Annotated in this window: 25 protein-coding genes; 12 read left to right on the top strand and 13 right to left on the bottom strand. The window is 63.1% G+C overall.

The features are described 5' to 3' along the window. The first annotated feature begins 17 nt into the window (after window positions 1-17). Both JWV26_RS17965 and JWV26_RS17960 read left to right on the top strand, forming a co-directional pair. Window positions 18-854 carry an HDOD domain-containing protein gene (locus JWV26_RS17965; RefSeq protein ID WP_017677773.1) on the top strand — a complete coding sequence of 279 codons (837 nt, stop codon included), beginning with the start codon at window positions 18-20 and terminating at the stop codon, window positions 852-854. A 139-nt stretch (window positions 855-993) separates the two neighbouring features. Further along, window positions 994-1,749 carry a substrate-binding periplasmic protein gene (locus tag JWV26_RS17960; RefSeq protein ID WP_072422625.1) on the top strand — a complete coding sequence of 252 codons (756 nt, stop codon included), beginning with the start codon at window positions 994-996 and terminating at the stop codon, window positions 1,747-1,749. Here the strand turns inward: JWV26_RS17960 and JWV26_RS17955 are convergent. Together JWV26_RS17955 and JWV26_RS17950 are read right to left on the bottom strand one after the other, a co-directional pair. After that, complete coding sequence (locus JWV26_RS17955) at window positions 1,732-3,129, bottom strand: sensor histidine kinase (protein ID WP_206417474.1); 1,398 nt, start codon at window positions 3,127-3,129, stop codon at window positions 1,732-1,734. The genes JWV26_RS17960 and JWV26_RS17955 overlap by 18 nt on opposite strands. Further along, on the bottom strand, window positions 3,126-3,797 hold the full coding sequence (locus tag JWV26_RS17950; protein WP_072423718.1) for a response regulator: 672 nt from the start codon (window positions 3,795-3,797) through the stop codon (window positions 3,126-3,128). Before JWV26_RS17950 ends, JWV26_RS17955 begins: the two co-directional genes overlap by 4 nt. Before the next feature lie 269 nt (window positions 3,798-4,066). On the opposite strand from JWV26_RS17950, the gene JWV26_RS17945 reads away from it, so the two are divergent. The 5 genes from JWV26_RS17945 (at window position 4,067) to JWV26_RS17925 (ending at window position 9,405) form a co-directional block, all read left to right on the top strand. Continuing rightward, window positions 4,067-5,332 carry an OprD family porin gene (locus JWV26_RS17945; protein WP_241201317.1) on the top strand — a complete coding sequence of 422 codons (1,266 nt, stop codon included), beginning with the start codon at window positions 4,067-4,069 and terminating at the stop codon, window positions 5,330-5,332. A 29-nt stretch (window positions 5,333-5,361) separates the two neighbouring features. Next, complete coding sequence (locus JWV26_RS17940; protein ID WP_072422627.1) at window positions 5,362-6,342, top strand: Bug family tripartite tricarboxylate transporter substrate binding protein; 981 nt, start codon at window positions 5,362-5,364, stop codon at window positions 6,340-6,342. 91 nt (window positions 6,343-6,433) lie between these two features. Beyond that, complete coding sequence (locus tag JWV26_RS17935; protein WP_072422628.1) at window positions 6,434-6,877, top strand: tripartite tricarboxylate transporter TctB family protein; 444 nt, start codon at window positions 6,434-6,436, stop codon at window positions 6,875-6,877. A gap of 1 nt (window position 6,878) precedes the next feature. After that, complete coding sequence (locus tag JWV26_RS17930; RefSeq protein WP_206417472.1) at window positions 6,879-8,399, top strand: tripartite tricarboxylate transporter permease; 1,521 nt, start codon at window positions 6,879-6,881, stop codon at window positions 8,397-8,399. Continuing rightward, entirely contained in the window at window positions 8,383-9,405 is a 1,023-nt protein-coding gene (locus tag JWV26_RS17925; protein ID WP_079784236.1) for an AbrB family transcriptional regulator, read from the top strand. Before JWV26_RS17930 ends, JWV26_RS17925 begins: the two co-directional genes overlap by 17 nt. 141 nt (window positions 9,406-9,546) lie before the next feature. Here the strand turns inward: JWV26_RS17925 and JWV26_RS17920 are convergent, their stop codons facing one another. Further along, window positions 9,547-10,428, bottom strand: a complete 882-nt coding sequence (locus JWV26_RS17920) for an RluA family pseudouridine synthase (RefSeq protein ID WP_206417471.1) — start codon at window positions 10,426-10,428, stop codon at window positions 9,547-9,549. A 126-nt stretch (window positions 10,429-10,554) separates the two neighbouring features. On the opposite strand from JWV26_RS17920, the gene JWV26_RS17915 reads away from it, so the two are divergent. Then, window positions 10,555-11,226 carry a COG3650 family protein gene (locus JWV26_RS17915; protein ID WP_206417470.1) on the top strand — a complete coding sequence of 224 codons (672 nt, stop codon included), beginning with the start codon at window positions 10,555-10,557 and terminating at the stop codon, window positions 11,224-11,226. Window positions 11,227-11,278: 52 nt separating this feature from the next. On the opposite strand, the gene JWV26_RS17910 is transcribed toward JWV26_RS17915, so the two are convergent. Beyond that, window positions 11,279-12,208, bottom strand: coding sequence for a LysR family transcriptional regulator (locus JWV26_RS17910; RefSeq protein ID WP_206417469.1), 930 nt, complete (start codon window positions 12,206-12,208; stop codon window positions 11,279-11,281). 116 nt (window positions 12,209-12,324) lie between these two features. On the opposite strand from JWV26_RS17910, the gene JWV26_RS17905 reads away from it, so the two are divergent. The 4 genes from JWV26_RS17905 to JWV26_RS17890 all read left to right on the top strand — a co-directional run bounded on the left by JWV26_RS17905 (window position 12,325) and on the right by JWV26_RS17890 (window position 16,777). Next, window positions 12,325-13,089, top strand: coding sequence for a 3-oxoacyl-ACP reductase family protein (locus tag JWV26_RS17905; RefSeq protein WP_206417468.1), 765 nt, complete (start codon window positions 12,325-12,327; stop codon window positions 13,087-13,089). 78 nt (window positions 13,090-13,167) lie between these two features. Beyond that, window positions 13,168-13,770 carry an NADPH-dependent F420 reductase gene (locus JWV26_RS17900; RefSeq protein ID WP_072423720.1) on the top strand — a complete coding sequence of 201 codons (603 nt, stop codon included), beginning with the start codon at window positions 13,168-13,170 and terminating at the stop codon, window positions 13,768-13,770. A gap of 17 nt (window positions 13,771-13,787) precedes the next feature. Further along, window positions 13,788-14,999, top strand: a complete 1,212-nt coding sequence (locus JWV26_RS17895; RefSeq protein ID WP_241201228.1) for an MFS transporter — start codon at window positions 13,788-13,790, stop codon at window positions 14,997-14,999. 164 nt (window positions 15,000-15,163) lie between these two features. Then, complete coding sequence (locus JWV26_RS17890; protein WP_206417467.1) at window positions 15,164-16,777, top strand: NAD(P)/FAD-dependent oxidoreductase; 1,614 nt, start codon at window positions 15,164-15,166, stop codon at window positions 16,775-16,777. Between the two features lie 231 nt (window positions 16,778-17,008). Here the strand turns inward: JWV26_RS17890 and JWV26_RS17885 are convergent, their stop codons facing one another. The 9 genes from JWV26_RS17885 to JWV26_RS17845 form a co-directional block, all read right to left on the bottom strand. Continuing rightward, window positions 17,009-17,524 (bottom strand): GNAT family N-acetyltransferase, encoded by a 516-nt coding sequence (locus tag JWV26_RS17885; RefSeq protein ID WP_206417466.1) that lies wholly within the window; start codon window positions 17,522-17,524, stop codon window positions 17,009-17,011. Window positions 17,525-17,632: 108 nt separating this feature from the next. Then, entirely contained in the window at window positions 17,633-17,971 is a 339-nt protein-coding gene (locus JWV26_RS17880) for a Na+/H+ antiporter subunit G (protein WP_072423722.1), read from the bottom strand. A 12-nt stretch (window positions 17,972-17,983) separates the two neighbouring features. After that, a complete protein-coding gene (locus tag JWV26_RS17875) occupies window positions 17,984-18,253 on the bottom strand; it encodes a K+/H+ antiporter subunit F (protein WP_004423843.1) in 270 nt (89 codons plus the stop codon). Beyond that, window positions 18,238-18,735, bottom strand: a complete 498-nt coding sequence (locus JWV26_RS17870; protein WP_072422637.1) for a Na+/H+ antiporter subunit E — start codon at window positions 18,733-18,735, stop codon at window positions 18,238-18,240. The genes JWV26_RS17875 and JWV26_RS17870 overlap by 16 nt, the downstream gene beginning before the upstream one ends. Further along, window positions 18,732-20,243 (bottom strand): monovalent cation/H+ antiporter subunit D, encoded by a 1,512-nt coding sequence (locus JWV26_RS17865; protein WP_074913034.1) that lies wholly within the window; start codon window positions 20,241-20,243, stop codon window positions 18,732-18,734. Before JWV26_RS17865 ends, JWV26_RS17870 begins: the two co-directional genes overlap by 4 nt. Next, complete coding sequence (locus JWV26_RS17860) at window positions 20,240-20,569, bottom strand: Na+/H+ antiporter subunit C (RefSeq protein ID WP_072422639.1); 330 nt, start codon at window positions 20,567-20,569, stop codon at window positions 20,240-20,242. The genes JWV26_RS17865 and JWV26_RS17860 overlap by 4 nt, the downstream gene beginning before the upstream one ends. Window position 20,570: 1 nt before the next feature. After that, on the bottom strand, window positions 20,571-23,363 hold the full coding sequence (locus JWV26_RS17855) for a monovalent cation/H+ antiporter subunit A (protein ID WP_072422640.1): 2,793 nt from the start codon (window positions 23,361-23,363) through the stop codon (window positions 20,571-20,573). 359 nt (window positions 23,364-23,722) lie between these two features. Continuing rightward, window positions 23,723-24,184 carry an outer membrane lipoprotein gene (locus tag JWV26_RS17850; protein WP_017677796.1) on the bottom strand — a complete coding sequence of 154 codons (462 nt, stop codon included), beginning with the start codon at window positions 24,182-24,184 and terminating at the stop codon, window positions 23,723-23,725. Between the two features lie 114 nt (window positions 24,185-24,298). Further along, window positions 24,299-25,432 carry a glycerate kinase gene (locus JWV26_RS17845; RefSeq protein WP_206417465.1) on the bottom strand — a complete coding sequence of 378 codons (1,134 nt, stop codon included), beginning with the start codon at window positions 25,430-25,432 and terminating at the stop codon, window positions 24,299-24,301. Window positions 25,433-25,485: the final 53 nt, after the last annotated feature.

The following is a 25,485-nucleotide window of genomic DNA, read 5'->3' as shown; positions in this document are numbered from 1 at the left end:
CCTAAGAGAGCTATTTCATGAGCAAGCTTGCCGAAAAAGTCCAACAGGAACTGATCCACGCCATCGAAAACGATGAGCTGGTACTGCCCACCCTGCCCGAGGTGGCATTACGGGTGCGTGAAGCAGCCGAAGACCCGGACGTGGGCATCCCGCAGATCAGCAAGGTAATCGGTAACGACGCAGCCCTCACCGCGCGCATCATCAAGGTGGTCAACAGCCCGCTGCTGCGCAGCAACAAGGAAATCACCGACCTGCAGATGGCCGTCAGCCGTCTGGGCATCAACTACACCTGCAACCTGGCCACCGGCCTGGCCATGGAGCAGATGTTCCAGGCCACCAGCGACGTGGTCGACCGCAAGATGCGCGAGGTGTGGAACAAGAGCACCGAGATCGCCGGTATCTGCCACGTGCTGTGCCGTCATTACACCCGCCTGATGCCGGACCAGGCTACGCTCGCCGGCCTGGTGCACCAGATCGGCGTGCTACCGATCCTCACCTACGCCGAAGAGCATAACGAGCTGCTGGCCGACTCCATCAGCCTCAACCATGTCATCGAGCAGATTCACCCGATCATCGGCGACAAGATCCTGCGCACCTGGGAATTTCCCGAGCCCATCGCCATCGTGCCGAGCCAGTATCTGGACTTCACGCGCGACTCGGCCAAAGTCGATTATGTCGATATCGTTCAGGTCGCCACACTGCAGAGCTACCTGGGCAGCGAGCACCCCTACACCCAGCTGGACTGGAGCAAGGTGCCAGCGTTCGCCAAGCTCGGCCTTGATCCGCAGGTCGACATGCAGGCCGACGAAGACCTCTCCGCTGCCATGGAAGCAGCCATGAGCATGCTGCAGTAAAAGCATCTCGCCACGGATGGCAAAAAATTGTCGGGAGCAATTTTTGACGTCACTGCGCGACGGCCCGAAGGGTGAACTACAGGGACGTAGATCACAAAATGCCTCTACACTCGAACGACTCGCTTGAGGAAGTAGAGCCATGCGTTACGCATTCGTCCTGCTCGTCCTGTTGTTCGGCAGCGCGCAGGCTGCCGAACAGGTACGTCTGACCAACGGCGAATGGCCGCCCTATCTCGGTGAAACCCTACCCCACCATGGTGTGGCCTCACGCATCGTCGCCGAGGCGTTCGCGTTGCAGGGCGTCGAAGTACAGTGGGAATTTCACCCCTGGGCCCGCTCGCTGAAAATGGCCGAACAGGGCCTGCGCGACGGCAGCGCCGTCTGGCTTGCCAATCCCGAACGCGAGCAGCGCTTTCACATCAGCGAGCCGGTGGTCGAAAGCGGTTACTACCTGTTTCACCGCAAGATCCACGCGTTTGACTGGAGCGATGTCGAAGATCTACGCGGCCTGCGCATTGCAGGTACTCGTGGCTATGACTACGGCGAAGCCTTCGAACGTGCCGAAGCCGCCGGTGAACTCAAGGTGGTGCGCCTGACCGGTGATGAACAGGGCCTGCGCCAGTTGCTGGCCGGACGCATCGATCTGTTTCCCGTGGACAAGGTGGTGGGCTTCGACCTGCTCTATCAGAAATTCAGCGCTGCCGAGCGCCAGCGCCTGAGCTTTCATCGCAAGCCCCTGCGCAGCGACAGCCTGCATCTGCTGCTGTCGCGCGAGGTGCCGGGCAATGCCGAGCTGATGCAGCGCTTCAACCGTGGCCTGAATCAATTGCGCGACAGTGGCAAGGTTTCCCAGTACCTGCTGGAGATTCAGCAGCCGCTAAGCCTCAGCCACTGACAGCGGAAACTCGACACGTACCCGCAGGCCATGCGGCTGCACCTGATGCAGGCTGATTCGAGCCTGGTGAGCGCGACAGATCTCGCCGACGATGGCCAAACCAAGGCCTGCACCACTACCCAGGCTGCTGCGTCGGTAGAAACGCTCGAACACCTTCTCATGCTCGGCCTCGGGAATGCCCGGGCCGTCATCTTCGACCTCAAGCACCGACGGCGCCAGTGCGCGGATGATCAGGTTGCCACCGGCTGGTGTATGCGCCAATGCGTTATCCAGCAGGTTATTCAGTAACTCGTTGAGCAACGTCGGTTCGCCATCGATCCACACCGGCTGGTCGGCCTCCAGCGCCAGCGCGACGCCGCGGGCGTGAGCCAGTGGCGCCATGGCCAGAGCCAGCTCACGCGCCAGCTGGGCGAGGTCGATACGCTGCGCGCCGCCTTCGGTAATGGCTCGCGCACCACTCTCGATACGCGCCAGGGACAGCAGTTGATTGGCCAGCGAAGTCAGACGATCACCTTGCTGCGCCACCTGTTCAAGGGTACTGCGCCACTCCTCGGGCTGTTCGGCACGCAAGCCCAGGGTGATACGCGCTTTCAGTGCCGCCAGCGGCGTGCGCAACTCATGCGCGGCATCGGCGATGAACTGCGACTGCCGCTCGAACAGACCGCGCAAGCGCTCGTTGAACTGGTTCAATGCCTCCACCAGCGGCAGCACCTCGCGCGGCAGACCGCTATCCGGCAGCGGCTGCAGGTCGTCGCTGGCCCTCTCTGCCACCTCCCTGCGCAGCGCCTCCAGCGGCCGCAAGGCCAGATTCACGGCCAACCACACCAGCAGCAGCGCGCTGAACGAGAGCAACCCCATGCGCCACAGAGTGCCGATCAGCAGCTCACGAGCCATGCGCTCACGCGCACCCTGCGTCTCCGCCACCCGGATTTCAGCGATGCCATTGAGCTGCGGTTCGCTGACCGGCTGCAGCAGGCTGACCACACGCACGCCCTGGTTGCGGTACTCGGCGTCGTAGAAGTGCGCCAGCGCCGGATAATCGTCAGTACGCGGCGTGCCCGGCGGCGCTGGCGGCAGGTCCTCATAGCCGGAAACCTGATTACCCTGCAGGTCGAGCACCTGATAGTAGATGCGTCCGGCACTGTCGTAGGCGAAGGTATCGAGCGCGACATAGGGAATATTGGCGCGCAACCGGCCGTCCTCGGCATACAGACCATCGGCCACTGCGCGCGCCGATGCCAGCAGCGTGCGGTCATAGGCGGTATCGGCGGCACGGCGTGCACTCCAGTAGGCACTGAAACTGCTCAGCAGCAGGATCAGCGACAACAGTAGCGCCAGGCGCCGTAGCAGACGCCCGCGCAGACTGACGCCACGACTCATGCCTCGACCGTTTCCAGCAGATAGCCAAGACCACGGAAGGTGACGATACGTACGGCGCTGCCCTCGAGTTTCTTGCGTAGGCGGTGAATGTAGATTTCGATGGCATCCGGGCTGGCGTCCTCGTCCAGACCGAACACCTGCGCCGCCAGCTGCTCCTTGCTCATCACCCTGCCCGGCCTGGCAATCATCGCCTCCAGCACCGCCTGCTCACGGGCAGTCAGGCTGAGCGCTTCGCCATCGAGGCTGAAACGACGCGCGCCAAGGTCGTAGACCAGGTCGCCGCAGCGCTGCAACTGTTCGCCGCCGAGTACGCTGCGCCGCAGCAGCGCCTTGACTCGAGCTTCCAGTTCGGTCAATTCGAAGGGTTTGGCCAGGTAGTCATCGGCACCCAGATTGAGGCCATGCACGCGGTCCTTGACCTCGCCACGCGCAGTCAGCATCAGCACCGGCAGGGTCTGACCGCGGTCACGCAGGCGCGCCAACACGGCAAAGCCGTCCAGACGAGGCAAACCGATATCGAGAATCGCCAAGGCGTACTCCTCGCTGCACAGCGCAAGGTCAGCGGCCACGCCATCGTGCAGCACGTCCACCGTCCAGCCTGCACCTTTGAGCGCCTGGGCCACGCTTTCCGCCAATTGCGGATGGTCTTCGACCAGCAGAATCCGCACCGCCACCTCCAGCTGCAGCATCGTTAAAGGCGCGCAGTTTAGCGCCGCCACGGCTGCTGTGAATTGCTCAAATGCCAAAGCAGCATCTGATTTGCAGCCTTGCGTCACCCGCCATGACGCAACAACACACCATCATGAAAATCTTTCGTCCATGAAAGCCTAGTGAAAGCTTGCCCTCATAGCATCGTTTCAAGGTGGCTCGATCCACCTGCTCAAGCGACCTGGCAGTGGTGCCAGGTGGCGACAAGAACAAAAACGGAGACCACATGATGCTCGCAGCCTCACGCCAGGCCCTGCCGCCTGTTCGCCTGCTCTGCCTGGCCATCGCCGCTACCGGCGCTGCCCCCCTCGCCAACGCCGCCTTCATCGAAGACAGCAGCGCCAGCCTCACCGCTACCAACATCTACCTGAACCGCGACTTCCGCCAGTTCGAAGGCCAGAACAAGCGTGAAGAATGGGGCCAGGGCTTTCGCCTCGACCTGCAGTCCGGCTTCACCGAAGGCACTGTCGGTTTCGGTGTCGACGCCATGGGCCTGCTCGGTATCAAGCTCGACTCCGGTCGCGGCCGCACCGGCACCGATCTGCTGCCGGTACACGACGATGGCCGCTCCGCCGACGAATTCAGCCGCCTGGGCCTGACGGGCAAGGTCAAGATCTCTGCCACCGAACTGCGCTACGGCTCGCACGTGCCGGAGCTGCCGGTGGTCAAGGCCAGTGACAGCCGCCTGCTGCCGCAGGTGTTCGAAGGCGGCCTGCTGACCTCCTCCGAACTGGAAGGCCTGACCTTTACCGGTGGCCGCCTGGACAAGGTCATCGACCGCGCTTCGACCAACTCCGAAGAGATGGTCCTCAACGCCAAGAACCGCCGCTTCACCTCCGGCGTCGAAGCCGACCACCTCGACCTGGCCGGCGTCGACTACAAGTTCGCCCCCGGCTTCACCGGCCGTTACTACTTTGCCGACCTGGATGACATCTATCGCCAGCACTTCTTTGGTCTGCTCAGCAGCCACAAAGTCGGTGCGGGCACCCTGAGCAGCGACGTGCGTTATATCGTCAGCCGCGACAGCGGCGCGGCCAACGCCGGTAAGGTCGACAATCAGGCCTTCAACGCCATGGTCAGCTACGGCCTGGGTAGCCACAAGTTCGGCCTGGGCTTCCAGGACATGAGCGGCGACACCGGCTTTGCTTACATCGATGGCAGCGATCCGTTCCTGGTCAACTTCGTGCAGATCAACGACTTCGCCAACGCCGACGAACGTTCCTGGCAGGCCCGCTACGATTACAACTTCGCCAGCATCGGGATTCCCGGCCTGACCTTCATGACCCGCTACATCCGTGGCGATGATGCTCGTGTTGCCGGCTCCGACGACCGTGGCGGCGAATGGGAACGCGACATCGAGTTCAAGTACGTGGTGCAGACCGGCCCACTCAAGGACCTCTACGTGCGTGTGCGCAACGCCAGTTTCCGCTCCGACTTCGCCCGCGACGCGGACGAGAACCGTGTCATCGTCGGCTACACCCTGCCGATTTGGTAAACAACAACAAGACTCGCGAGGAATCACTCATGAAATCTGTCCTGACCCGCGCCGCATTGGCGACTGCCTGCCTGGCCTTTGCCAGTCAACTGCTGGCTGCCGAACCCAAGCGCCCCGAATGCATCGCCCCGGCCAAGCCCGGTGGTGGTTTCGACCTGACCTGCAAGCTGGCCCAGAGCGGCCTCAAGGATGAAGGTCTGCTCAAGGCGCCGATGCGCGTCACCTACATGCCGGGCGGCGTCGGTGCCGTAGCCTATAACGCCGTGGTCGCCCAGCGCGCCAAGGATCCGGGCACCATCACCGCCTTTTCCAGCGGTTCCTTGCTGAACCTGGCCCAGGGCAAGTTCGGTCGTTATGACGAGAACGCCGTACGCTGGCTGGCCGCAGTCGGTACCGACTACGGCGCAATCACCGTACGCGACGACTCGCCCTACAAGAACCTCGACGATCTGGTCCAGGCGCTGAAAAAGGATCCGTCCAGCATCGTTTTCGGCGCTGGCGCCACCATCGGTGGACAGGACTGGATGCAGACCGCGCTGATCGCCCGCCTGGCCGGGATCGACCCGAAAAACCTGCGTTATGTCGCCTTCGAAGGCGGCGGCGAAACCCTCACCGCGATGCTTGGCGGCCACGTGCAGGTCACCAGCAGCGGCCTGGGCGAAGTCACCCCGCAGCTGGAAGCGAAAAAAGTGCGCATCCTCGCGGTGCTCTCCGATGAACGTCTGCCGGGCAAGCTGGCCGAAATCCCGACCGCCAAAGAGCAGGGTTACGACATCACCTGGCCGGTGATCCGCGGTTTCTACATGGGCCCGGAAGTCAGCGACGAGCAGTTCGACTGGTGGAAACAGCAGTTCGATACCCTTCTGGCCAGCGAAGATTTCGCCAAGCTGCGCGAACAGCGTGACTTGCTGCCACTGTCGGTGACCGGTGATGAACTCAAGGCCCTGGTGTTCAAGCAGGTCGCTGAGTACAAGACCCTGGCCGGTGAATTCGGCCTGATGCAGGAATAAGTGCATCAGCGGGTTCGGCGTCGCCCGATGCCGAACCCGCCATTGAACTGCACCGCCGTTCGATCCTGTCCCTACGCAAGAGACCATTGCTATGTACGTTCGCCTGTTCGCTGCGATCTGGCTGCTGTTGTGCGCCTGCCTCGCAGTCATCGCCTGGGGCTTCCAGGCACCCTTCGCCTACGATCCTGTCGGCCCGAGGGCCTACCCGCTGTTGCTGCTGGCCCTGATGGCTGCTGGTGCCGCCTGGCTGGTATTCAAGCCGGGTCCGCAGACGGAGGCGCTCAGCCGCCACGCGCTGCAGCGTGCAGGCTTATGCATCCTCACCCTGCTGGCCTACGCCCTGCTCTTCGAGCCCCTGGGCTTCGTCCTGAGCACGGCACTGGCCACCTTCGTCCTGGGCTTGCTGTTCACGGGTCGGGTAGTGCCATGCCTGATCAGTGGCGTGCTGATGGGCGTATTGCTGTATGCCTTGTTCGATTATGCGCTAGACGTTCCGCTGCCACTGGGCGTGTTCGAAGCGTTGGTGGAGAGCTGAGATGGAAACATTACATTTTCTGATGCAGGGTTTTGACGTCGCCGCCCGGCCGACCAACCTGCTGGTTGCGCTGTTCGGTGCCTTCGTCGGCACCATCGTCGGTTTGCTGCCGGGCCTGGGCCCGATCAACGGCGTCGCCCTCCTGCTGCCATTGGCCTTCGCCCTTGGCCTGCCGCCGGAAACTGCACTGATTCTGCTCGCCGCCGTCTACCTGGGTTGCGAGTACGGCGGACGTATCTCCGCCATTCTGCTCAACGTGCCTGGCGATGCCGCTGCCGTGATGACCACCCTCGATGGCTACCCACTGGCACGTCAGGGCAAAGCGGGTATCGCCCTGTCGTTGTCGGCAGTCAGCTCCTTCACCGGCAGCATGATCGCCACCTGCGGCGTGGTGCTGTTCGCGCCGATTCTGGCGAAGTGGGCGGTAGCCTTTGGTCCGGCCGAGTACTTCGTGCTGATGGTCTTCGCCATTGCCTGTCTCGGCGGCATGGTCGGCGACAAGCCGGTCAAGACCCTGCTCTCGGCCCTGATCGGCCTGGCCCTGGCCACGGTCGGGGTGGACTCCACTACCGGGGTATACCGCTTCACCTTCGATAGCGTCAGCCTGTCCGACGGCATCCAGTTCGTCATCGTGGTCATCGGTTTCTTCAGTGTCAGCGAGATTCTGCTGATGCTGGAAAACACCCACAACGGCCAGAAAGCCGTGAAAGCCAGCGGCCGCGTGCTATTCAACTTCAAGGAATACTGCTTCACCTTCTGGACCATGATTCGCAGCTCGGTCGCCGGTTTCGTGATTGGCGTACTGCCTGGTGCCGGAGCGACCATCGCCAGCGCCATGACGTACATGACAGAAAAGCGCCTGGCCGGAGACAAGGGCAAGTTTGGCGAGGGCGACCTGCGCGGCCTGGCTGCTCCCGAATCGGCCAACAACGCCTCGGCCTGCGGCTCGCTGATCCCGATGCTGACACTCGGCGTACCCGGTTCGGGCACCACCGCGGTGATGATCGGCGCACTGACGCTGTACAACATCACCCCTGGCCCGCTGTTGTTCGAACAGCAGCCAGATGTGGTCTGGGGCCTGATCGCCTCGCTGTTCATCGGTAACGTCATCCTGCTGGTGATGAACATCCCGCTGGTCGGCCTGTTCTCGCGCATGCTCAGCGTACCGAACTGGGTGCTGGTACCTGCCATCACCGTGATCAGCATGGTGGGCGTGTACGCGGTGCACAGCACCACCTTCGACCTGGTGCTGATGATCGGCCTCGGTGTGTTCGGCTATATCCTGCGCAAGCTGGACTTCCCACTGTCGGCGGTGATTCTCGGCTTCGTGCTGGGCGAAATGATGGAGGACAACCTGCGTCGCGCCCTGTCGATTTCCGCTGGTGAGCTGGGCATCCTGTGGGGCAGCCCGATCACCCTGGTGCTGTGGGCGCTTGTTGTACTGATGCTGGCCCTGCCGGGCATCCGCTGGATGCGTCGACGCAAGCAGATCAAGGCTGGGGCTGATGCCACTGCCGCGTGATCTTTGGGTAACGCCGCTGGCCGGAGTGGTCGGCGGTTACCTGGCCAGCCTCGCCGGCTGGCCTTTGCCGTGGATGGTCGGCTCGTTGTTGGCGGTAATCCTCGTGCGCTGCCTGGCCAATCGCGCCTTCAGTGAACTGCCGGGCGGGCGCAAGGCCGGCCAATGGCTGGTCGCCAGCGGCATCGGCCTGCACTTCACCAGCGAAGTGCTGGAACAGGTGCTCAGCCACTTGCCCGTGATCGTGATGGGCGCCTTCGGTACGCTGCTGCTGAGCCTGATCGGCATTGCCATCCTGCGTCGTGCTGGCGTCGACCGCGCCACCGCCTTCTTCGCCAGCATGCCTGGCGGCGCCAGCGAGATGGTCAACCTGGCCCTGCGTCACGACGCTCAGCCCGCAAGAGTGGCGGCGGCGCACAGCCTGCGTCTGCTGCTGGTGGTGCTACTGATTCCGGCATTGTTCACCTGGGGCCTGCCCGCTGTCAGCGCCCCTGCGCGCGCGCCGGTGGACTGGACCTGGCTGATCGGCCTGCTCGCGGCTGGCGCTCTACTAGCAATACTCTGGGGCCGGCTGAAACAACCCAACCCCTGGATGCTCGGCCCACTGACTGTCTGCGCCGTTGCCAGCGCCGGCTTCGACCTGCATCTGGGCCTGCCGCAAGGCCTCGGCCAACTCGGTCAGTGGCTGATTGGGTGCGCTCTGGGCTGTCACTTCGATCGCGCCTTCTTCCGCAGTGCACCGGGTTTTCTCGCCCGCGTGCTGGCCTTCACCTTGCTGGCGATGCTCGCCGCTGCCGTGCTCGGCGAAGCCCTTGGTTGGTTGGCCGGCGAAGACCACCTATCGCTGATGCTGGGCATGATGCCTGGCGGCATCACCGAACTGTGCCTGACTGCCGAAGCCTTGCAGCTGTCGGTAGCGCTGGTGACTGCATTGCAGGTGCTACGGCTGTTTCTGGTGATGTTCCTGGCAGAACCCTTATTCAAGCTCTGGTGCAAGAGCCACGCGTAGGACGGATCGGAACGCCGACCGCTCGGAGCGCCAGCGAACAGTCCGCCGTTGCGACACCCCTGCGGCGTACTGCTTCGCGAGTACGCCCTACGCGACGACGTACGACTCGCCGCTCCGCAGGGTGCGCCATGCGCAATAGGCCTACCACTGCAACTGCAGCTGGCTATCAAACTCACGCATCTGCCCGCTGAGCGGATCGACGAAGCGCAAGCCTCGCGCCAGCAGTTTGAGCGGGTTGCTGTAGTCATCCGGCAGATTGCGCGACTCCAGCAACTGCGGATAGAAATCGTCGCCGATAATAGGCGCGCCGAGCCCGGACAGATGCACGCGCAGCTGATGCTTGCGTCCGGTCACCGGCGACAGCCCGTAGCGCCACAACTCACCCCGGCGCTCCAGCACCTCGATGCGCGTTTCGCTGTTGGCCTCGCCTGCGACTTCCTGCATGCGAAAGAACGGCTCACCGTCGACCATGCGCGAACGATGCAGGTAGGGAAACTGCAACTGCGCCAATGCCGGAGCGATAGCCTCGTAGCGTTTCTCCACCGCACGCTGGCGAAACAGCGCCTGATACTGGCCGCGACTGGCCCGGTTGACCGAGAACAACACCAGGCCGGCCGTCAGTCGGTCGATGCGGTGGATCGGCACCAGGTCAGGATTGCCGGTGCGCTTGATCAGGCGTGCCAGCAGGGTCTGCTCGACGTACTCACCGGCAGGCATCACCGGTAGAAAATGCGGTTTGTCGGCGACCAGCAGGTGCTCGTCCTGCCACAGCACCTGTTCGTCGAAGGGGATTGGCGCCTCATTCGGCACTTCACGGAAATAGCGCACCTTGAGGCCAACCCGATAGGGATGCGTGGCATCGATAGGCGTGCCCGCCGCATCCAGCACCCGACCACGCGCCATACGCTGCAGCCAGGTAACGCGGTCGATGGCGGGAAAGTGATCGCACAGGCAATCGAGCACCGTCGTCCAGTCGCCTTGGGGCAAATGAAGCGTGCTGGGGCGCATGGCGGGGCTGGGCATTACGGGAGGCGCTCGGCTAGTGTTGGTCGGGCGAATTAGGCCGTACTCGCGCGGCTCAGTCAAAGCAAACGGCTTGAGCCGAGGTCGCGCTGTGGCTATGGTGGCCGCTCGTATCTGGAGAGACCCATGTCCATCACCCGCTCCCTGCTTACCAGCGTCGCCCTCCTCCCGCTTCTGGCCGCCTGCCAGGTCTACACCGGCAAGCCGGAAGGCCCACCTCCGGCCACCCGCCTGCAGGGTCAAGTCCAGGTTGAAAATGGTCAACTCGTCCTCACCCCCTGCCAGGAGCAGCGCCGCTTCGTGCTGATCGATGGCGGCAGCACCGGCATCGAGCGCGAAGTCATGCAGCTCGGCAATGATGGCCAGGCCAGCCTGTTCGCCGATCTGGCCGGTCGCCTGGGCGGCAGCCAGGGCAAAGGCAACGACGGTCGCTTCGAAGTCAGCCAGATCTATCGCCTGCAGGGTGAGGGGCATGGCTGCGACGACCTCAACTTCAAACGCCTGACCCTGCGTGCCAGCGGCAACGAGCCGTTCTGGCAACTGGAAGTCGGCAGCAAGGGCCTGGTACTCAACCGCCCCGAGCAGGAGCCACTGGCCCTGCCCTACCTGGAAGAGCAACTACCGGATGGCCGCCTGAATTTCAGCAGCGAAGCCAACGGCCAGCGTCTGGATCTGTGGTTGGCACCGCAGCGCTGCGTCGACAGCATGAGCGGCACGGTCAATCACCTCAGCACCGAACTACGCCTCGACGACCAGGTACTGCGTGGCTGCGCCCATTTCGGCGCCATGCGTAATTGACCATCAGTCATGCCGGTGACGCTGAGTGGCTGCACCGGCACGAACCGTTCAGCTAGCCCAAACTCCCGGCAAAACGCCGTGCATAGTCTTCGCGCTGGAAGGCCTCGACCACGAAGTCGATGAAGCTGCGCGTCTTGCCCGGCATCAACTGGCGACTGGGGTAATACAGCGACAACGCGCCGGCATCCGCCCACCAGCGCGGCAACACCCGCACCAGCTCCCCCGACTCCAGCTCGGGCAGTACATCGGGTACGGCAAGCATCGCCACCCCCAGGCCCAATCGCGCGGCCTCTCGCACGGCAGTTGGATCGTTGACCACCACGGTTTCGCGCATCGTCGCGATCACTTCATCGCCCTGCGCATTGCGCATGTTCCAGGTACGGATACGACCCGACGACAGCGAACGCATGACGATGCAGTCCAGCTCGATCAGACCTGATGGATCGGCTGGCAACGTGTGCCTAGCCAGGTAAGCGGGAGAGGCAAAGGCAATGACGTGCAGCGGCGCCAGTGTGCGGGCGACCACACCGCTGGCCAACTCGAAACCGCCACCGATGGCGGCATCGTAGCCTTCGGCGATCAGGTCGACCGTACGATTCTCGAAATGCCATTCAGGGCGAACGCGGGGATAGCGCTGCAGGAACTCGGGCAACAAAGGCAGCAGGTAACCGATTCCGAAGGATGGCGCCACGCTGATCTTGAGCACACCAGCCGGCTGGCCATCATCGGCTGATACCGCTGCAATAGCGTTCTGCAAGGACTCCAGATTGTCGCCAACCGCAGCCAAGAAAGACTCGCCCGCCTCGGTCAGCGTCAGCTTGCGTGTCGAGCGCTGGAACAACCGTACACCCAGGTTGCGCTCCAGCATGGCGACGTTGCGGCTGACCGCTGCCGGCGTGAGCGCAAGCCGGCGCGCTGCCGCCGAGAAGCTGCCACTCTCGGCACTGCGTACGAATGATTCCAGGTTGGCCAATGTCTCCATAGACCAATCTTAAACAGATACTTGAAGATAATCCAAATGATTAGCTGCTAATCAAAGAAGAATGAAAACGCGATAGTCACTCCACCGAATGTCTCGGCAATCAAACGGAGTGAACCATGAGCAACGTAATTTCTTCCCACGCCCTTCCTCTGGCCGGCAAAACGGCTCTCGTAACTGGCGGCTCTCGCTCTATCGGCGCAGCGATCGCCAAACGCCTGGCCGCCGACGGCGCCCAGGTTGCCTTCACCTACAACGGCTCGCCCAAATTGGCTGAAGAAGTCGCCATCGAGATCGAATCGGCAGGCGGTCGAGCGCTGGCGATCCAGGCCAACGCAGCCGACCCCGAGGCCGTGCGCGCCGCCGTCGCGAAGACGGTAGAAGCATTCGGAGGCCTCGACATTCTGGTGAATAACGCCGGTATCGGCGTGTTCAGCCAGTTCGAAGAAACCAGCTTCGAGGATTACCAGAAGATGCTCGCGGTCAACGTAACCGGGGTATTCGTCGCCACCCAGGAAGCGGTAAGGCACATGCAGGCAGGCGGTCGCGTCATCCACATAGCCAGTTCGGTCACCAAGTACGCAGGTGTGCCCGGACTTGCCGCATACAGCCTGACCAAAGGCGCCGTCGCCGGTTTCAACCGCAGCCTGGCACATGATCTGGGGCCGCGCGGTATCACGGTCAATAGCGTCCACCCAGGCCCCGTGAACACCGACATGAACCCCGCCGATAGCGAGGTTGCCCAGCTCCTGACCCCCCGTATGGCGGTGGGTCGCTATGGAGAGCCACACGAAATTGCCAGCCTCGTAGCATTCATCGCCAGCCCGCAAGCCTCGTTCATCACAGGTGCGGACATCCTCGCTGACGGCGGTTTGACCTCCTGAGTATGCCGGGGCAGGCCAGTCAGCCTGCCCCACAGTTTTCCGACACTTCAGCCCTCAAGGAGTCCCAGCATGAGCAAATTGCCCTCCATCGGCATCATTGGTGCCGGTCATATCGGCGCGACCTTCGCACGCGCCCTGGCGCGTCGGAACATTCCGGCAATTCTCTCCAACAGCCGAGGGCCAGAGAGTCTGCAAGTCCTTGTACAATCCATCGGCCCGAGCATCCGTGCCGGCAGCCGTGAACAGGCGGCAGCGCAAGCCATCGTGCTGGTCGCGGTGAACTGGTCGAAGCTACCAGCGGCCCTTTCGGGACTGCCGGACTTCGGCGGACGAGTCGTCATCGACAGCAATAACCCGATCGAAGCGCCGCTGTTCAACCCTATCGATCTGCATGGCCGCACCTCAAGCGAGGTGTTTGCCGACCTGGTGCCGGGCGCCCATGTAGTGAAGGCGTTCAATCATCTGAACCCCAGACTGCTCATCGCCGATCCCGCCGAGCGCGGCGGCCGGCGTGTGCTGTTCCTGGCCGGTGACGACAATCACGCGAAAAACCAGGTCAGCGCACTGATAGATGAACTGGGCTTCGCCGCTATCGACCTTGGCGAGCTCGCCGAAGGTGGGCGCCTGACGCAATTCCCCGGTGGGCCGTTGCCCTCGCTCGAACTGGTGCAGTTCGGCTGAGCTATCGGGAGACGAAAATGAAGGATTCCATCATGCCCCATACCGATTCATCTGCTGCTGACACCCGATCCATGTCTGCTGCGTGGTGGGCCGTCATCTCTCTTGCCTTGGGCGCCTTCGGCCTGGTCACGGCGGAATTCCTGCCGATCAGCCTGCTGACGCCGATGGCCGCCGACCTGGGCGTATCCAATGGCGCGGTGGGCCAGGCCATCACCGCCACCGCCGTGGTCGCCGCATTCGCCGGACCGCTGGTGGTGCTGTTCTCGGGCCGCCTGGATCGACAAAAGATCGTCTGGGGGTTGATGGGCATGCTGGTGTTCTCCTGCATCCTCTCGGCCTATGCCTCAAACATCACGGTGCTGCTGATCGCGCGTGGGCTGCTGGGCTTCGCCCTCGGCAGCTTCTGGGCCATGATGGCTGCGCTCGCCCTGCGCCTGGTGCCCCCGGACAAGGTGCCGCGTGCCATTTCGATAATCATGATGGGCATTTCGCTCGCCACCATCTTCGCTGCCCCGCTGGGTGCCTACCTGGGAGAATTGTGGGGCTGGCAGGCAACCTTCCTGTCCGCGTCCGCTATTGGCGTGGTGGCGCTGGTGATTCAGATGCTGACCCTGCCCAAACTGCCGGCCGCCGCAGCACCGGGCCTGGCCTCCTTCAAGGCAGCGCTGACACGGCGTGCGGTCGTCGTCGGCATCTGCACTGGGCTACTGGTCATTTCCGGGCACTTCGCCGCTCTGACCTTCATTCGTCCCTTCCTCGAGGAGGTTCCCCGCCTGGATGTCGCGACCGTTTCGCTTGCCTTGCTGGCCTTTGGTGTCAGCGGCTTTTTCGGCAATCTTGCCGGCGGCGCCGTCGCCGCGCGCAGTCCGGCCTGGGCAGTCAGCAGTTGCTCGTTCCTGATCGCTGCCGTTGCACTCACGCTGATCCTGTTCGGCGCTCAGGCCGACGTTGCCTTCGTCGCGATTGCGCTGTGGGGCTTCGCGTTCGGCGCCTTCCCGGTATCGATCTCGATCTGGAACGCGCGCGCCGCCGCCGATCACGCGGAAAGCGCTGGCGCCCTGCTGTCAACGACCTTCCAGGTCGCCATTGCCGCAGGAGCGGTTCTAGGAGGGCTGATCATCGACAGCCTCGACTCGCAAGCCGTGATCGTCTATGCCGCGGCAGCAGCCTTCGCGGGCGCTGCCCTGATGTTCATTCAGGGTCGCGCAATCGAACGTCAGCGCGGCTGAGTACGCACTCGCGCAGCGTTCGAGACATCGTTCACCTACGCTCAACGGAGCAAAGCCGTCAGTAGTTCGAGAATGCCGTCCTCTCCACCCGGACCGCGAATCCCGTACAATCGCCGACCTTCTTCACCTTGCCGGATCGCCACCGGCCAACCAGGACACTGCCCATGCTTCGCCTGACCGAACTGAAACTGCCCCTCGACCATCCCGAGAATGCGCTGCGCCCGGCCATCGTCCAGCGCTTGGGCATCGCCGATAGCGAGCTGCTGGCCTTCAGCGTGTTCAAGCGCAGCTACGATGCGCGCAAGAAGTTTGGCGACATGCCGTTCATCTACACCCTCGACTGCGAGGTGAAAGACGAAGCCGCCCTGCTCGCTCGCTTGAGCGATGACAAGCATGTAGGCCCGGCACCGGATATCACCTACAAGCCGGTCGGCAAGGCCGAAACGCCTTTGGACGAACGCCCCATCGTGGTCGGCTTCGGCCCCTGCGGCATCTTCGCGGCGCTGATCCTGGCCCAGGCCGGCTTACGCCCCATTGTGCTGGAACGCGGCAAGGAAGTACGCCAACGCACCAAGGACACCTGGGGCCTGTGGCGCAAGAACGTGCTCGACCCCACCTCCAACGTGCAGTTCGGCGAAGGCGGCGCTGGCACCTTCTCCGACGGCAAGCTGTATAGCCAGATCAAGGACCCTTACCACCACGGGCGCAAGGTGCTGCAGGAGTTCGTCAAGGCTGGCGCGCCGGACGAGATCCTCTATGTCAGCAAGCCGCATATCGGCACCTTCCGCCTGACCGGCGTGGTCGCCACCATGCGCGAAGAGATCAAGGCCCTGGGCGGCGAAGTGCGCTTCCAGCAGCGAGTCAGCGACCTGCTGATCGAAGACGGCCAACTCACCGGCGTGGTGCTGGAGAACGGCGAGCAGCTGCTCAGCCGCCATGTGGTGCTGGCTCTCGGCCACAGTTCGCGGGACACCTTCCGCATGCTGCATGCCCGTGGCGTGTACCTGGAAGCCAAGCCCTTCTCGGTCGGTTTCCGTATCGAACACCCGCAGTCGCTGATCGACCGCGCGCGCCTGGGCAAATATGCCGGCCATCCGAAACTCGGCGCTGCCGACTACAAGCTGGTACACCACGCCAGCAACGGCCGCTCGGTGTACAGCTTCTGCATGTGTCCAGGCGGCACCGTGGTCGCCGCCACCTCCGAGCGTGAGCGTGTGGTCACCAACGGCATGAGCCAGTATTCGCGCAACGAGCGCAACGCCAACGCCGGCATCGTCGTCGGCATCACGCCCGAGCAGGACTATCCGGGCGGACCACTGGCCGGCGTCGAGCTGCAGGAGCGTCTGGAATCGCACGCCTATGTGCTCGGCGGTCGCAACTACGAGGCGCCAGGGCAACTAGTGGGCGACTTCATCAAGGGCACCCCATCCACTGCGCTGGGCGAAGTACACCCCTCCTACAAGCCGGGGGTGAAACTGGGCGATCTGGCGCCCTCGCTGCCGGACTTCGCCATCGAAGCCATCCGCGAAGCCTTGCCGGCCTTCGGCAAGCAGATCAAGGGCTTCGACCTGGCCGATGCGGTACTCACCGGCATCGAGACGCGCACCTCTTCGCCGGTGCGCATCACCCGTGGCGATGACCTGCAGAGCCTGAATCTCAAGGGGCTGTATCCGGCCGGTGAAGGTGCCGGCTACGCCGGCGGCATTCTTTCCGCTGGGGTCGACGGCATCCGCGTGGCCGAAGCCGTTGCCAAAGACATGCTTGGGTTGAATCGCTAAGCCCCTTCGCGTCACCCCCCCCCCCGTAGGGTGGGTTAGCGGCGCCAAACCTGCGAATGTCTGATCACCGCCATCGTAGTGCGCCGCGTAACCCACCAGGCGATTGTCCTGCGCTGCGCCAATGGTGGGTTACGGCGCAACGAATTTTTTAGGCTCATTGGGATAGATGACAGGCGCCTAACCCACCCTACGGATATCCGTCAGTCGTGATAGCGCCTAGCCGCAGAAGCATCAAAGGTCCTCGCGACGCAGGCAGCACAGCGTCGAACGCCCCGAACCGTTGGGCCGCCGCGTGGGATCGGCATAGGTCAGCAGCTCACTGAAACCGGCCTTGCGCATCATCCCCGCGGATGCCGCATTCTCTTCGTGACGATCGATATAGATATCGCTGACGCCCAACCGCCCCAGCTCGGTGACGGCCTCACGCAGAAGACGCGCCCCCAATCCTCGGCCGACGCAATCGCGATGCACCACCGCTTCGCAGATGTAGCCATGCACCTGTCCGGCACGCGCGGCAGGTTGATGAGCGGCGAAATCCTGGGTCAGGCGATAACTGACGAACCCCAGCAGTTGCCCCTGCTCCTCGGCCAGCACGGCCAAGGTCGTACTTGACGCAATACCCTGCAGGTGCTGGCGAACCTCGGCTTCGGGCAGATGATTCCAGGGGTTGGGCCCATGCTCGAGAATCAGCGCGCAGAGTGCCTCGATATCCTCGACACAGGCCTGACGAATGACCAGCTCGCTCATCTCCTGACTCCTCTGACGCAATACGCCGCCTGATTCAAGAGCGCAGTCTAGAGCGGGCAATTGCCTGGCGACAGTGACAGCCAGGCGCGAGAAACGCCTGACAGTGGCTCAGTGATCATCGTCCCAGGGCTGACCTTGAGTACGCTCGGTCAGCTCGACCTTCTGCTGCATCGCCGCCTTGGCCAGGATATGCGCACTGACCGGCGCAGTCAGGAACAGGAACAGGGTGATAAGCAGTTCATGCAGGCTCAGGCTGCCGGTGTGATGGGCAAAGAACAGCATCGACGCGATCAGCGTACCACCGACGCCCAGCGTCGTAGCCTTGGTCGGCCCGTGCAGGCGCGTGAAGAAATCCGGCAGCCGATACAGCCCGATGGCCCCCACCAGGGCAAACAGACTGCCAAGAATCAGGCAGGCACAAATCAACAACTCCAGCCAGAACGGCATGGTCATTCCCTCTTAATCGATGATGTCGCCGTGCAACAGGTGCTTACCCACTGCGACCGTACCGACGAAGCCCATCACCGCGATCAGCAGTGCAGCTTCGAAGAACAGATCCGATGCCAGCCAGATGCCGAACAGTACGATCAGCGCCAGCGCGTTGATATAAAGAGTATCCAGTGCCAGAACCCGATCAACCACGTTCGGCCCCTCGACCAAGCGCGCGACATTGAGCAGCATGGCCAGCGTGAGGATGCCCATGCACAGAAAGACTACGTTCTCGAGCATTCGAATATCTCCAGCAGCGGCGTTTCGTAACGGCTTTTGACCGCCGCGATCAGTTCGTCGCGATCGGGCACATCGAGTCCGTGCACCAACAGGGTCTTGTGATCGGAGCTGAGGCAGGCAGAGACCGTGCCGGGGGTCAGCGAAATGATGCAGGCCAGGGTGGACAGGACGAACTCATCCTCGATTCCCACCGGCACCTCAACGAATGCCGGCTGCAGGCGCGACTTCGGCCCCAACACCAGTTTCACCACCTGTAGATTGGCCACCACGATGTCGTAGAACACTTTGCCAGTGAACAACACCAGCCCCAGCGGCTTGCGCACCCTCGGCACATGCAGCAGGAAGTCGCCACACAAATGTACGATGGCCCAGGCGAGAAACAGCCCGAGCAGGAGATGCCCCAGGTTGAAGGTGTTCACCAGCAGCAGCCAGAGCACCGTCAGCACCAGCATCATCCGCGGGTGGGGGAAGAAACGCCTCATGCCGCACCTCCGGCGATGATCGACAGATAGGGTTGCAGATCGAGCAACTGCGCCGCAGCAGCCTCCAGATACGCCAGGATGGGCTTGGCAGCGATCAGCAGCAGCGGGCTGGCCAGCAACAGGCCAAGCGCAGCCAGCAGACTGACGCGATCAGCCGGTTCGGCTTTCGAAGGCGACGCATCCGCACCATGGCCGAGCCAGAACAGACTGGTACCAGCGCGGCTCAGGGCCACCAGCGTCAGCAGCCCACCGATCAGCACCACCGGCCACAGGCTCCAGGCTTGCCAGCCAGGCTCCGCCGCGCGCAACAGCAGCATCTTGCCGAGGAAACCGGAGAACGGCGGCAACCCGGCCACGGAAATGGAGGCGAAGAAGAACATGCAGCCCAGCACCAGCGGCTGGCGCAGCACGCGCTCCTGCTGCAGATCACCGCCGGCGCTGTCACGCTGGGCGACCACCAGGCCGGCCAGCAGGAACAACGCCGCACTGATCAGCGTGCTGTGCACCATGTAATACAGCGCAGCACTCAACGCCGCCACATTGCCGATGGCGAAACCTGCCATCAACGTACCCACCGAAATCACCACCAGATAGGCCAGCAGCGCCTGCAACTGGCGCGCTCCCAGGGCGCCAATTACACCGAAGGCAATGGTCGGCAGGGCCAGCCACCAGAGCAGTTCATGGCCGAGATTGGCCAGCGGCCCAGCCTCTTCGCCGAACACCAGAGTGAACACGCGAACGACGGCGTAGAAGCCCACCTTGGTCATGATTGCGAACAACGCCGCCACCGAAGCGGGCGCTGCGGCATAGGCGCGCGGCAGCCAGAAGCACAGCGGCAGCACGGCGGCCTTGAGACCGAAAACGATCAGCAGCAGGTAGGCAGCCGCCTTGATCAGCGGCGCATCGGCAACATCGGCGCTGGCCACCCGCGCAGCCAGGTCCGGCATGTTCAGGGTGCCGGTCAGGCCATACAGCAGGCTGACGCCGATCAGAAAGAACGAAGAGCCCAGCAGGTTGAGCACCACGTAATGCACGCCCGCCTTGACCTGATTGGCGCGGTTGCCATGCAGCAGCAGTGCATAGGAAGAGATCAGCAGGATCTCGAAGAACACGAACAGGTTGAACAGGTCGGCGGTGAGGAACGCCCCGTTGATGCCCAGCAGCTGGAACTGGAACAGCGCATGGAAGTTCGGCCCACGCTCATCGTCGCCACGGCAGGCGTAGATCAGGGCGAAGCAGGCGAGCAACGCGGTGAGCAACAACAGCGCAGCGTTGAAGCGGTCGAGCAGCAGCATGATGCCGAACGGCGCCGCCCAGTTACCCAGCGCATAGACCTGCAACTGCCCCGCACCAGCCAACAACACCAGATACAGACACACCGGCAGCAGCGCCAGGCAGCCGACCAGGGAAATACCCCGCTTCAGGTCCCGCGACCAGCCGTGGCCGACCAGCAACAATGCGCCGAAGAATAGCGGCAGCAGAACGGGGAGGATGATGGCGTGACTCATGCGCGCGGCTCCTCGCCATCGACGTGATCGGTTTTCAGTTCGCCCATGCCACGCAGGGCCAACACCACGACGAACGCGGTCATGGCGAAGCCAATGACGATAGCGGTGAGCACCAGCGCCTGCGGCAGTGGGTCACCGTACTCGGTGCTCTTGCCGATCACCGCCGGCACACCCGTGCCGAGCCGGCCGGTGGCGAAGATGAACAGATTGACCGCATAGGAGATCAGGGTCAGCCCCATCACGACCGGGAAGATGCGCGCCCGCAGCAGCAGGTAGACGCCGCTGGCAGTCAGCACCCCGAGGGTGATTGCGAATACTGCCTCCATATCAGATGACCTCCTTGCACGACTCGTCCTGACTGACATGGCCGATATTGGAAAGAATCAGCAGGGTGGCGCCGACAACGGCCAGATACACCCCGAGATCGAAGAGGATCGCGGTGGCCAGTTCGATTTCGCCGATCAGCGGAATATGGAAATGGCCGAACGCCGAAGTCAGGAACGGCGAGCCGAAGAGCCAACTGCCCAGACCAGTCAGTCCGGCGATCAGCACGCCCCAACCGGCCGTGGCGTGATAGCTGAATTTCAGGCGTTCCTGGGTCCAGGTCACACCATGGGAGATGTACTGCAGAATCAGCGCCACCGAGGTGATCAGGCCGGCGATGAAGCCGCCGCCCGGCAGGTTGTGCCCGCGCAGGAAGATGAACGCCGAAATCAGCAGCGCCATCGGCAGCATGGCCCGCGCCAGGTTGTCGAGGATCATCGGATGCGCATCGGTCGACCATGGACGACCGTTCTTGTCGTGGGTCGGATGCGGCAGGTGCAGGCCATGCAGCAGCGCATAGATGCCCATGGCGGCAATCGCCAGCACGGTGATCTCGCCCAGGGTATCGAAACCGCGGAAGTCCACCAGAATCACGTTGACCACGTTGGTACCGCCGCCACCGGAGACACTGTTCTCGAGAAAGAACGAGGAAATGCTCTGGTAAGGACGGGTCAGCACGGCGTAGGTCAGCATTGCCACCATGGTGCCGCTGCCCAGCGCCAGAACCAGATCACGCAGGCCGCGCAGGCTGCTCGACTCCGCCGGGGTGCGATCGGTCATGAAGTACAGGGTGAGCATCAGCAGGATGATGGTCACCACCTCGACTGACAACTGGGTCAGCGCCAGATCCGGCGCGGAGAAACGGGCGAAGGCCAGCGCCACCATCAGACCAGCGGCGCTGAGGATCATCAGCGCCACCAGGCGGCGGCGGTGGAAAACCACGGTGAGCACCGCAGTCACCATCAGGATCAACATGCCCGTGACGGTCAGCGGATCGATTGGCGTCATCGGCACGCTGCCGGTCAACTGCTCCAGAGGCGAAAGCGCGATCACCACCAGGGTCAGGGCACTGCCGATCATCCAGGCCAGGTAGCGTTGCAACGAACCGCACTCCAGAAACGCAGTGAAACGCACGGACATACGCGTCATGTAGCGCACCACCTGGTCGAAGGCGTCCTTGGCGTCGAGGTTGGGCAAACCTTCATACCAGCGGAACAACGGCTTGCGACAGGCATAGACGATGATCCCGCCGAACAGCGCAACGAAACTCATCAGTAGCGGCAGGTTGAAGCCGTGCCAGACCGCCAGGCTGTACTCGGGCAACTCCCCTCCCAGCGTCGAAGCGGCAGCGGCGGCCAACAACGGCGCTACCGTATAGGCTGGCACGATGCCGACCAGCAGGCAGAGGAACACCAGTACCTCGACCGGTACCTTCATGTAGCGCGGCGGCTCGTGCGGCGGATATTTGGGCAAGTCGATCGGCTCGCCATTGAAGAACACGTCGTGAATGAAACGCAGCGAGTAGGCCACCGAGAACACCCCGGCCAGGGTCGCGGCAGCCGGAATCACCCAGTTGAAACCGCCCAGCAGATGCTGGTGCAAGGTTTCGGTGAAGAACATCTCCTTGCTCAAAAAGCCATTGAGCAGCGGCACGCCAGCCATGGCCGAAGCCGCCACCATCGCCAGCACCGCCGTATGCGGCATGTACTTCCACAAGCCGTTTATTCGCCGCATGTCGCGGCTACCGGTTTCGTGGTCGATGATGCCGGCAGCCATGAACAGCGAAGCCTTGAAGGTCGCGTGGTTGATGATGTGGAACACCGCCGCCACAGCCGCTAGCTGGGTATCCAGGCCGAACAGCAGGGTGATCAGCCCCAGATGGCTGATGGTCGAATACGCCAGCAGGCCCTTCAGGTCATGCTGAAACAGCGCCATGCCTGCGCCTACCAGCAGGGTGGCCAGGCCGGTCAGGCTGACCATGTAGAACCACCACTCGGAACCGGCCAGCGCCGGATACAGACGCGCCAGCAGGAAGACCCCGGCCTTGACCATGGTCGCCGAGTGCAGATAGGCGGATACCGGTGTCGGCGCCGCCATCGCGTGCGGCAGCCAGAAATGGAAAGGGAATTGCGCCGACTTGGTGAACACGCCGAGCAGCACCAGCACCAGCGCCAGCGGATACAACTCGTGCGCGCGAATCGCGTAGCCGGCGGCCAGCACTTGAGACAGTTCGAAGCTACCGGCGATGTGGCCGATCAGCAGGATACCGGCGAGCAGCGCCAGACCACCGCCACCGGTGATTGCCAGCGCCATACGCGCGCCCTTTCGGGCATCGGAGCGCGAACCCCAGAAGCCGATCAGCAGGAACGACGACAGACTGGTCAGCTCCCAGAACATCAGCATCAGCAGCAGGTTTTCCGACAGCACCACACCGAGCATGGCGCCCATGAACAGCAGCAGGAAGGCGAAGAAACGCCCCATCGGCTCGGTCTTGGCCAGGTAATAGCGCGCGTAGAGGATGACCAGCAGGCCGATGCCGAGAATCAGCAGGGCAAACAGAAAGCCCAGACCATCGAGGCGCAGACTGAGATTCAGCCCCAGGTGCGGCAACCACTCCAGTTTGACCCGCAGCACTTCACCTGCGAACACTGCAGGCTGGTAGCTGAACAGCAGCACCAGCGCCACGATGGGCGCTATAGCAGCAGCCGCGGCACAGGCCGAGCGTCCAAGCCGATCTGCAAGCACCGGCAGAAACAACCCAAGAAATGGCAAGGCGACAATCAGCGCAAGCGCCATCGGAAAACCCCTTAAGCAGGCACGTCGGATCAGCTGACCCAACGACGAGAATTGGAGTCGCAACTCCCTGACGGTGATAGTTCATGCACCACAACGGTTCAGCTAAGTCGTTGTCGGTACAAGCATAACGGCCGATTATCCATAACTATCAAGACAACGTCATGCATTGAATTATCGTTAAACACACTTGGTAACATGCAGGTGGCTGGAAGTGCTGCTGACAGCCGATCACCACTATAGCGAGGCCACAAAAAATTGCCGGGAGCGCTTCTTTTGCGCAAGCCCGACGAGTTGTCACCAGAGATGGCAGGCAAGAAAAAGCCGGAGCAACCAAAGCTGCTCCGGCTGGTTTGTAACGATCAGTGGGTGACGCGACTGGTACCGTTTACCGTCATGATGCGCACGCGCTCGCCGACACGGAACACCTGGTTCGGCTCAACTTCCTGGACGTAGGCGCGCATGGTGCCGTCGTCCTCACGCACGGTGATCTCAACACCCTGAGTCCGGGTCAGGCCTTCTTCAGCTGCGGCGCCCAACAGACCACCGGCAACGGCACCGACCACAGCCAGCACCGCGCTGCCGCGTCCGCCACCGAGGCCACTACCACCGATGCCACCAACCACAGCACCGGCACCTGCACCGATCGGTGTCTTGGTCCCTTCGATCTTCACCGGGCGCAGCGATTCGATGGTGCCCATGCGTACTGTTTGCACCGCTCGGGCCTCATCGCGGCTGTAGGTATCGCCGGTCAGGCTGGACTGACAGCCCCCGAGGGCCAGCATCGCGGCCAGCGAGGTAATGAGCAGAGTGGGTTTACGCATAGCAATTCCTCCAGAGGTATCTCAATCCATTAGACGCCGGGCGAGCGTAACTGTCACGACGGATCCTGAACAATAGTTGTTTCAGACAGACCAAGTTCAGCCAGGTTCGCCTCATCAGGCCCGGGCGAGACGCCAGAGCCGGGCGATATCCGTGGTACGCGCCTGCAACTCGGCCGCCGCACCGGCCATGGCCTGCTCCAGGGACAACGGGCCCGGCGCCAGGCTGAATGCAGCTTCGATACCCGCCTCGTACAGCGCTTGATAGTTGTCGCCCAAACTACCGGATAAAGCGATGACCGGTACCCCGGCCGCACGCGCCACACGCGCTACGCCGACCGGTGTCTTGCCGTGCAGGGTCTGGGCATCCATGCGCCCTTCCCCGGTAATCACCAGATCCGCGTTCTCCACTGCGGCGGCAAGGCCGGACAGCTCGGCCACCAGGGCGATACCGGGACGGAAACTGGCCTTGAGGAAAGCACGAGCAGCGAAACCGAGACCACCCGCCGCACCCACACCGGGAAACTCGGCGTGATCCTCGCCCAGCGTCGCCGCTGCGATACGGGCGAAGCGGCCGAGTGCCGTATCCAGCTCCGCGACATGCTCAGGCGTTGCGCCCTTCTGCGGGCCGAACACTGCGGATGCGCCGCGTGGCCCGCACAAGGGATTGTCGACATCGGCGGCGACCTCGATCTGCACCTTGAGCAAACGTGCATCGAGCCCGCTCAGATCGAGCTGGTCGAGACCGGCCAAAGCCACACCGCCCGGCGCCAGTTCCCGCCCCTGGGCATCGAGAAAACGCATCCCCAATGCCTGTAACAGGCCAACGCCGGCGTCATTGGTGGCACTACCGCCCAGCCCCAGAATGATTCGCGTAGCACCGGCATCCAGCGCCTCACGGATCAGTTCGCCAGTGCCGAAGCTGCTGGCCAGACGGGCATCGCGCTGCTCACGCGGCACCCAGTGCAGGCCGCTGGCCGCCGCCATCTCGATCACCGCCGTGCCCTGCCCCAGCCAGCCCCAATGCGCCCTGACCGGCGCGCCCATGGGGCCACGTACCTCACGCTCACGGCGCTCGCCACCCACGGCAGCCAGCAATGCATCGACCGTACCCTCGCCGCCATCGGCCATTGGCCGCAGCAAACACTCGGCCTCGGGAAACACCTGCTGCCAACCGCGGGCGATGGCAGCGGCCACATCGGGCGCGCTGAGGCTCTCCTTGAAGGAGTCAGGAGCAATGACGATTTTCATGATAGGTACCTCGAAAGGAGGCAGGCGACCGTAGCCGCCTGCCGGTAAAGCGG

The sequence above is a fragment of the Ectopseudomonas toyotomiensis genome (assembly GCF_017167985.1).
GTDB lineage: Bacteria > Pseudomonadota > Gammaproteobacteria > Pseudomonadales > Pseudomonadaceae > Aquipseudomonas > Aquipseudomonas toyotomiensis.
Note: the sequence above shows the minus strand (reverse complement) of the source record. Positions and strands in the feature narration are given on the sequence as shown.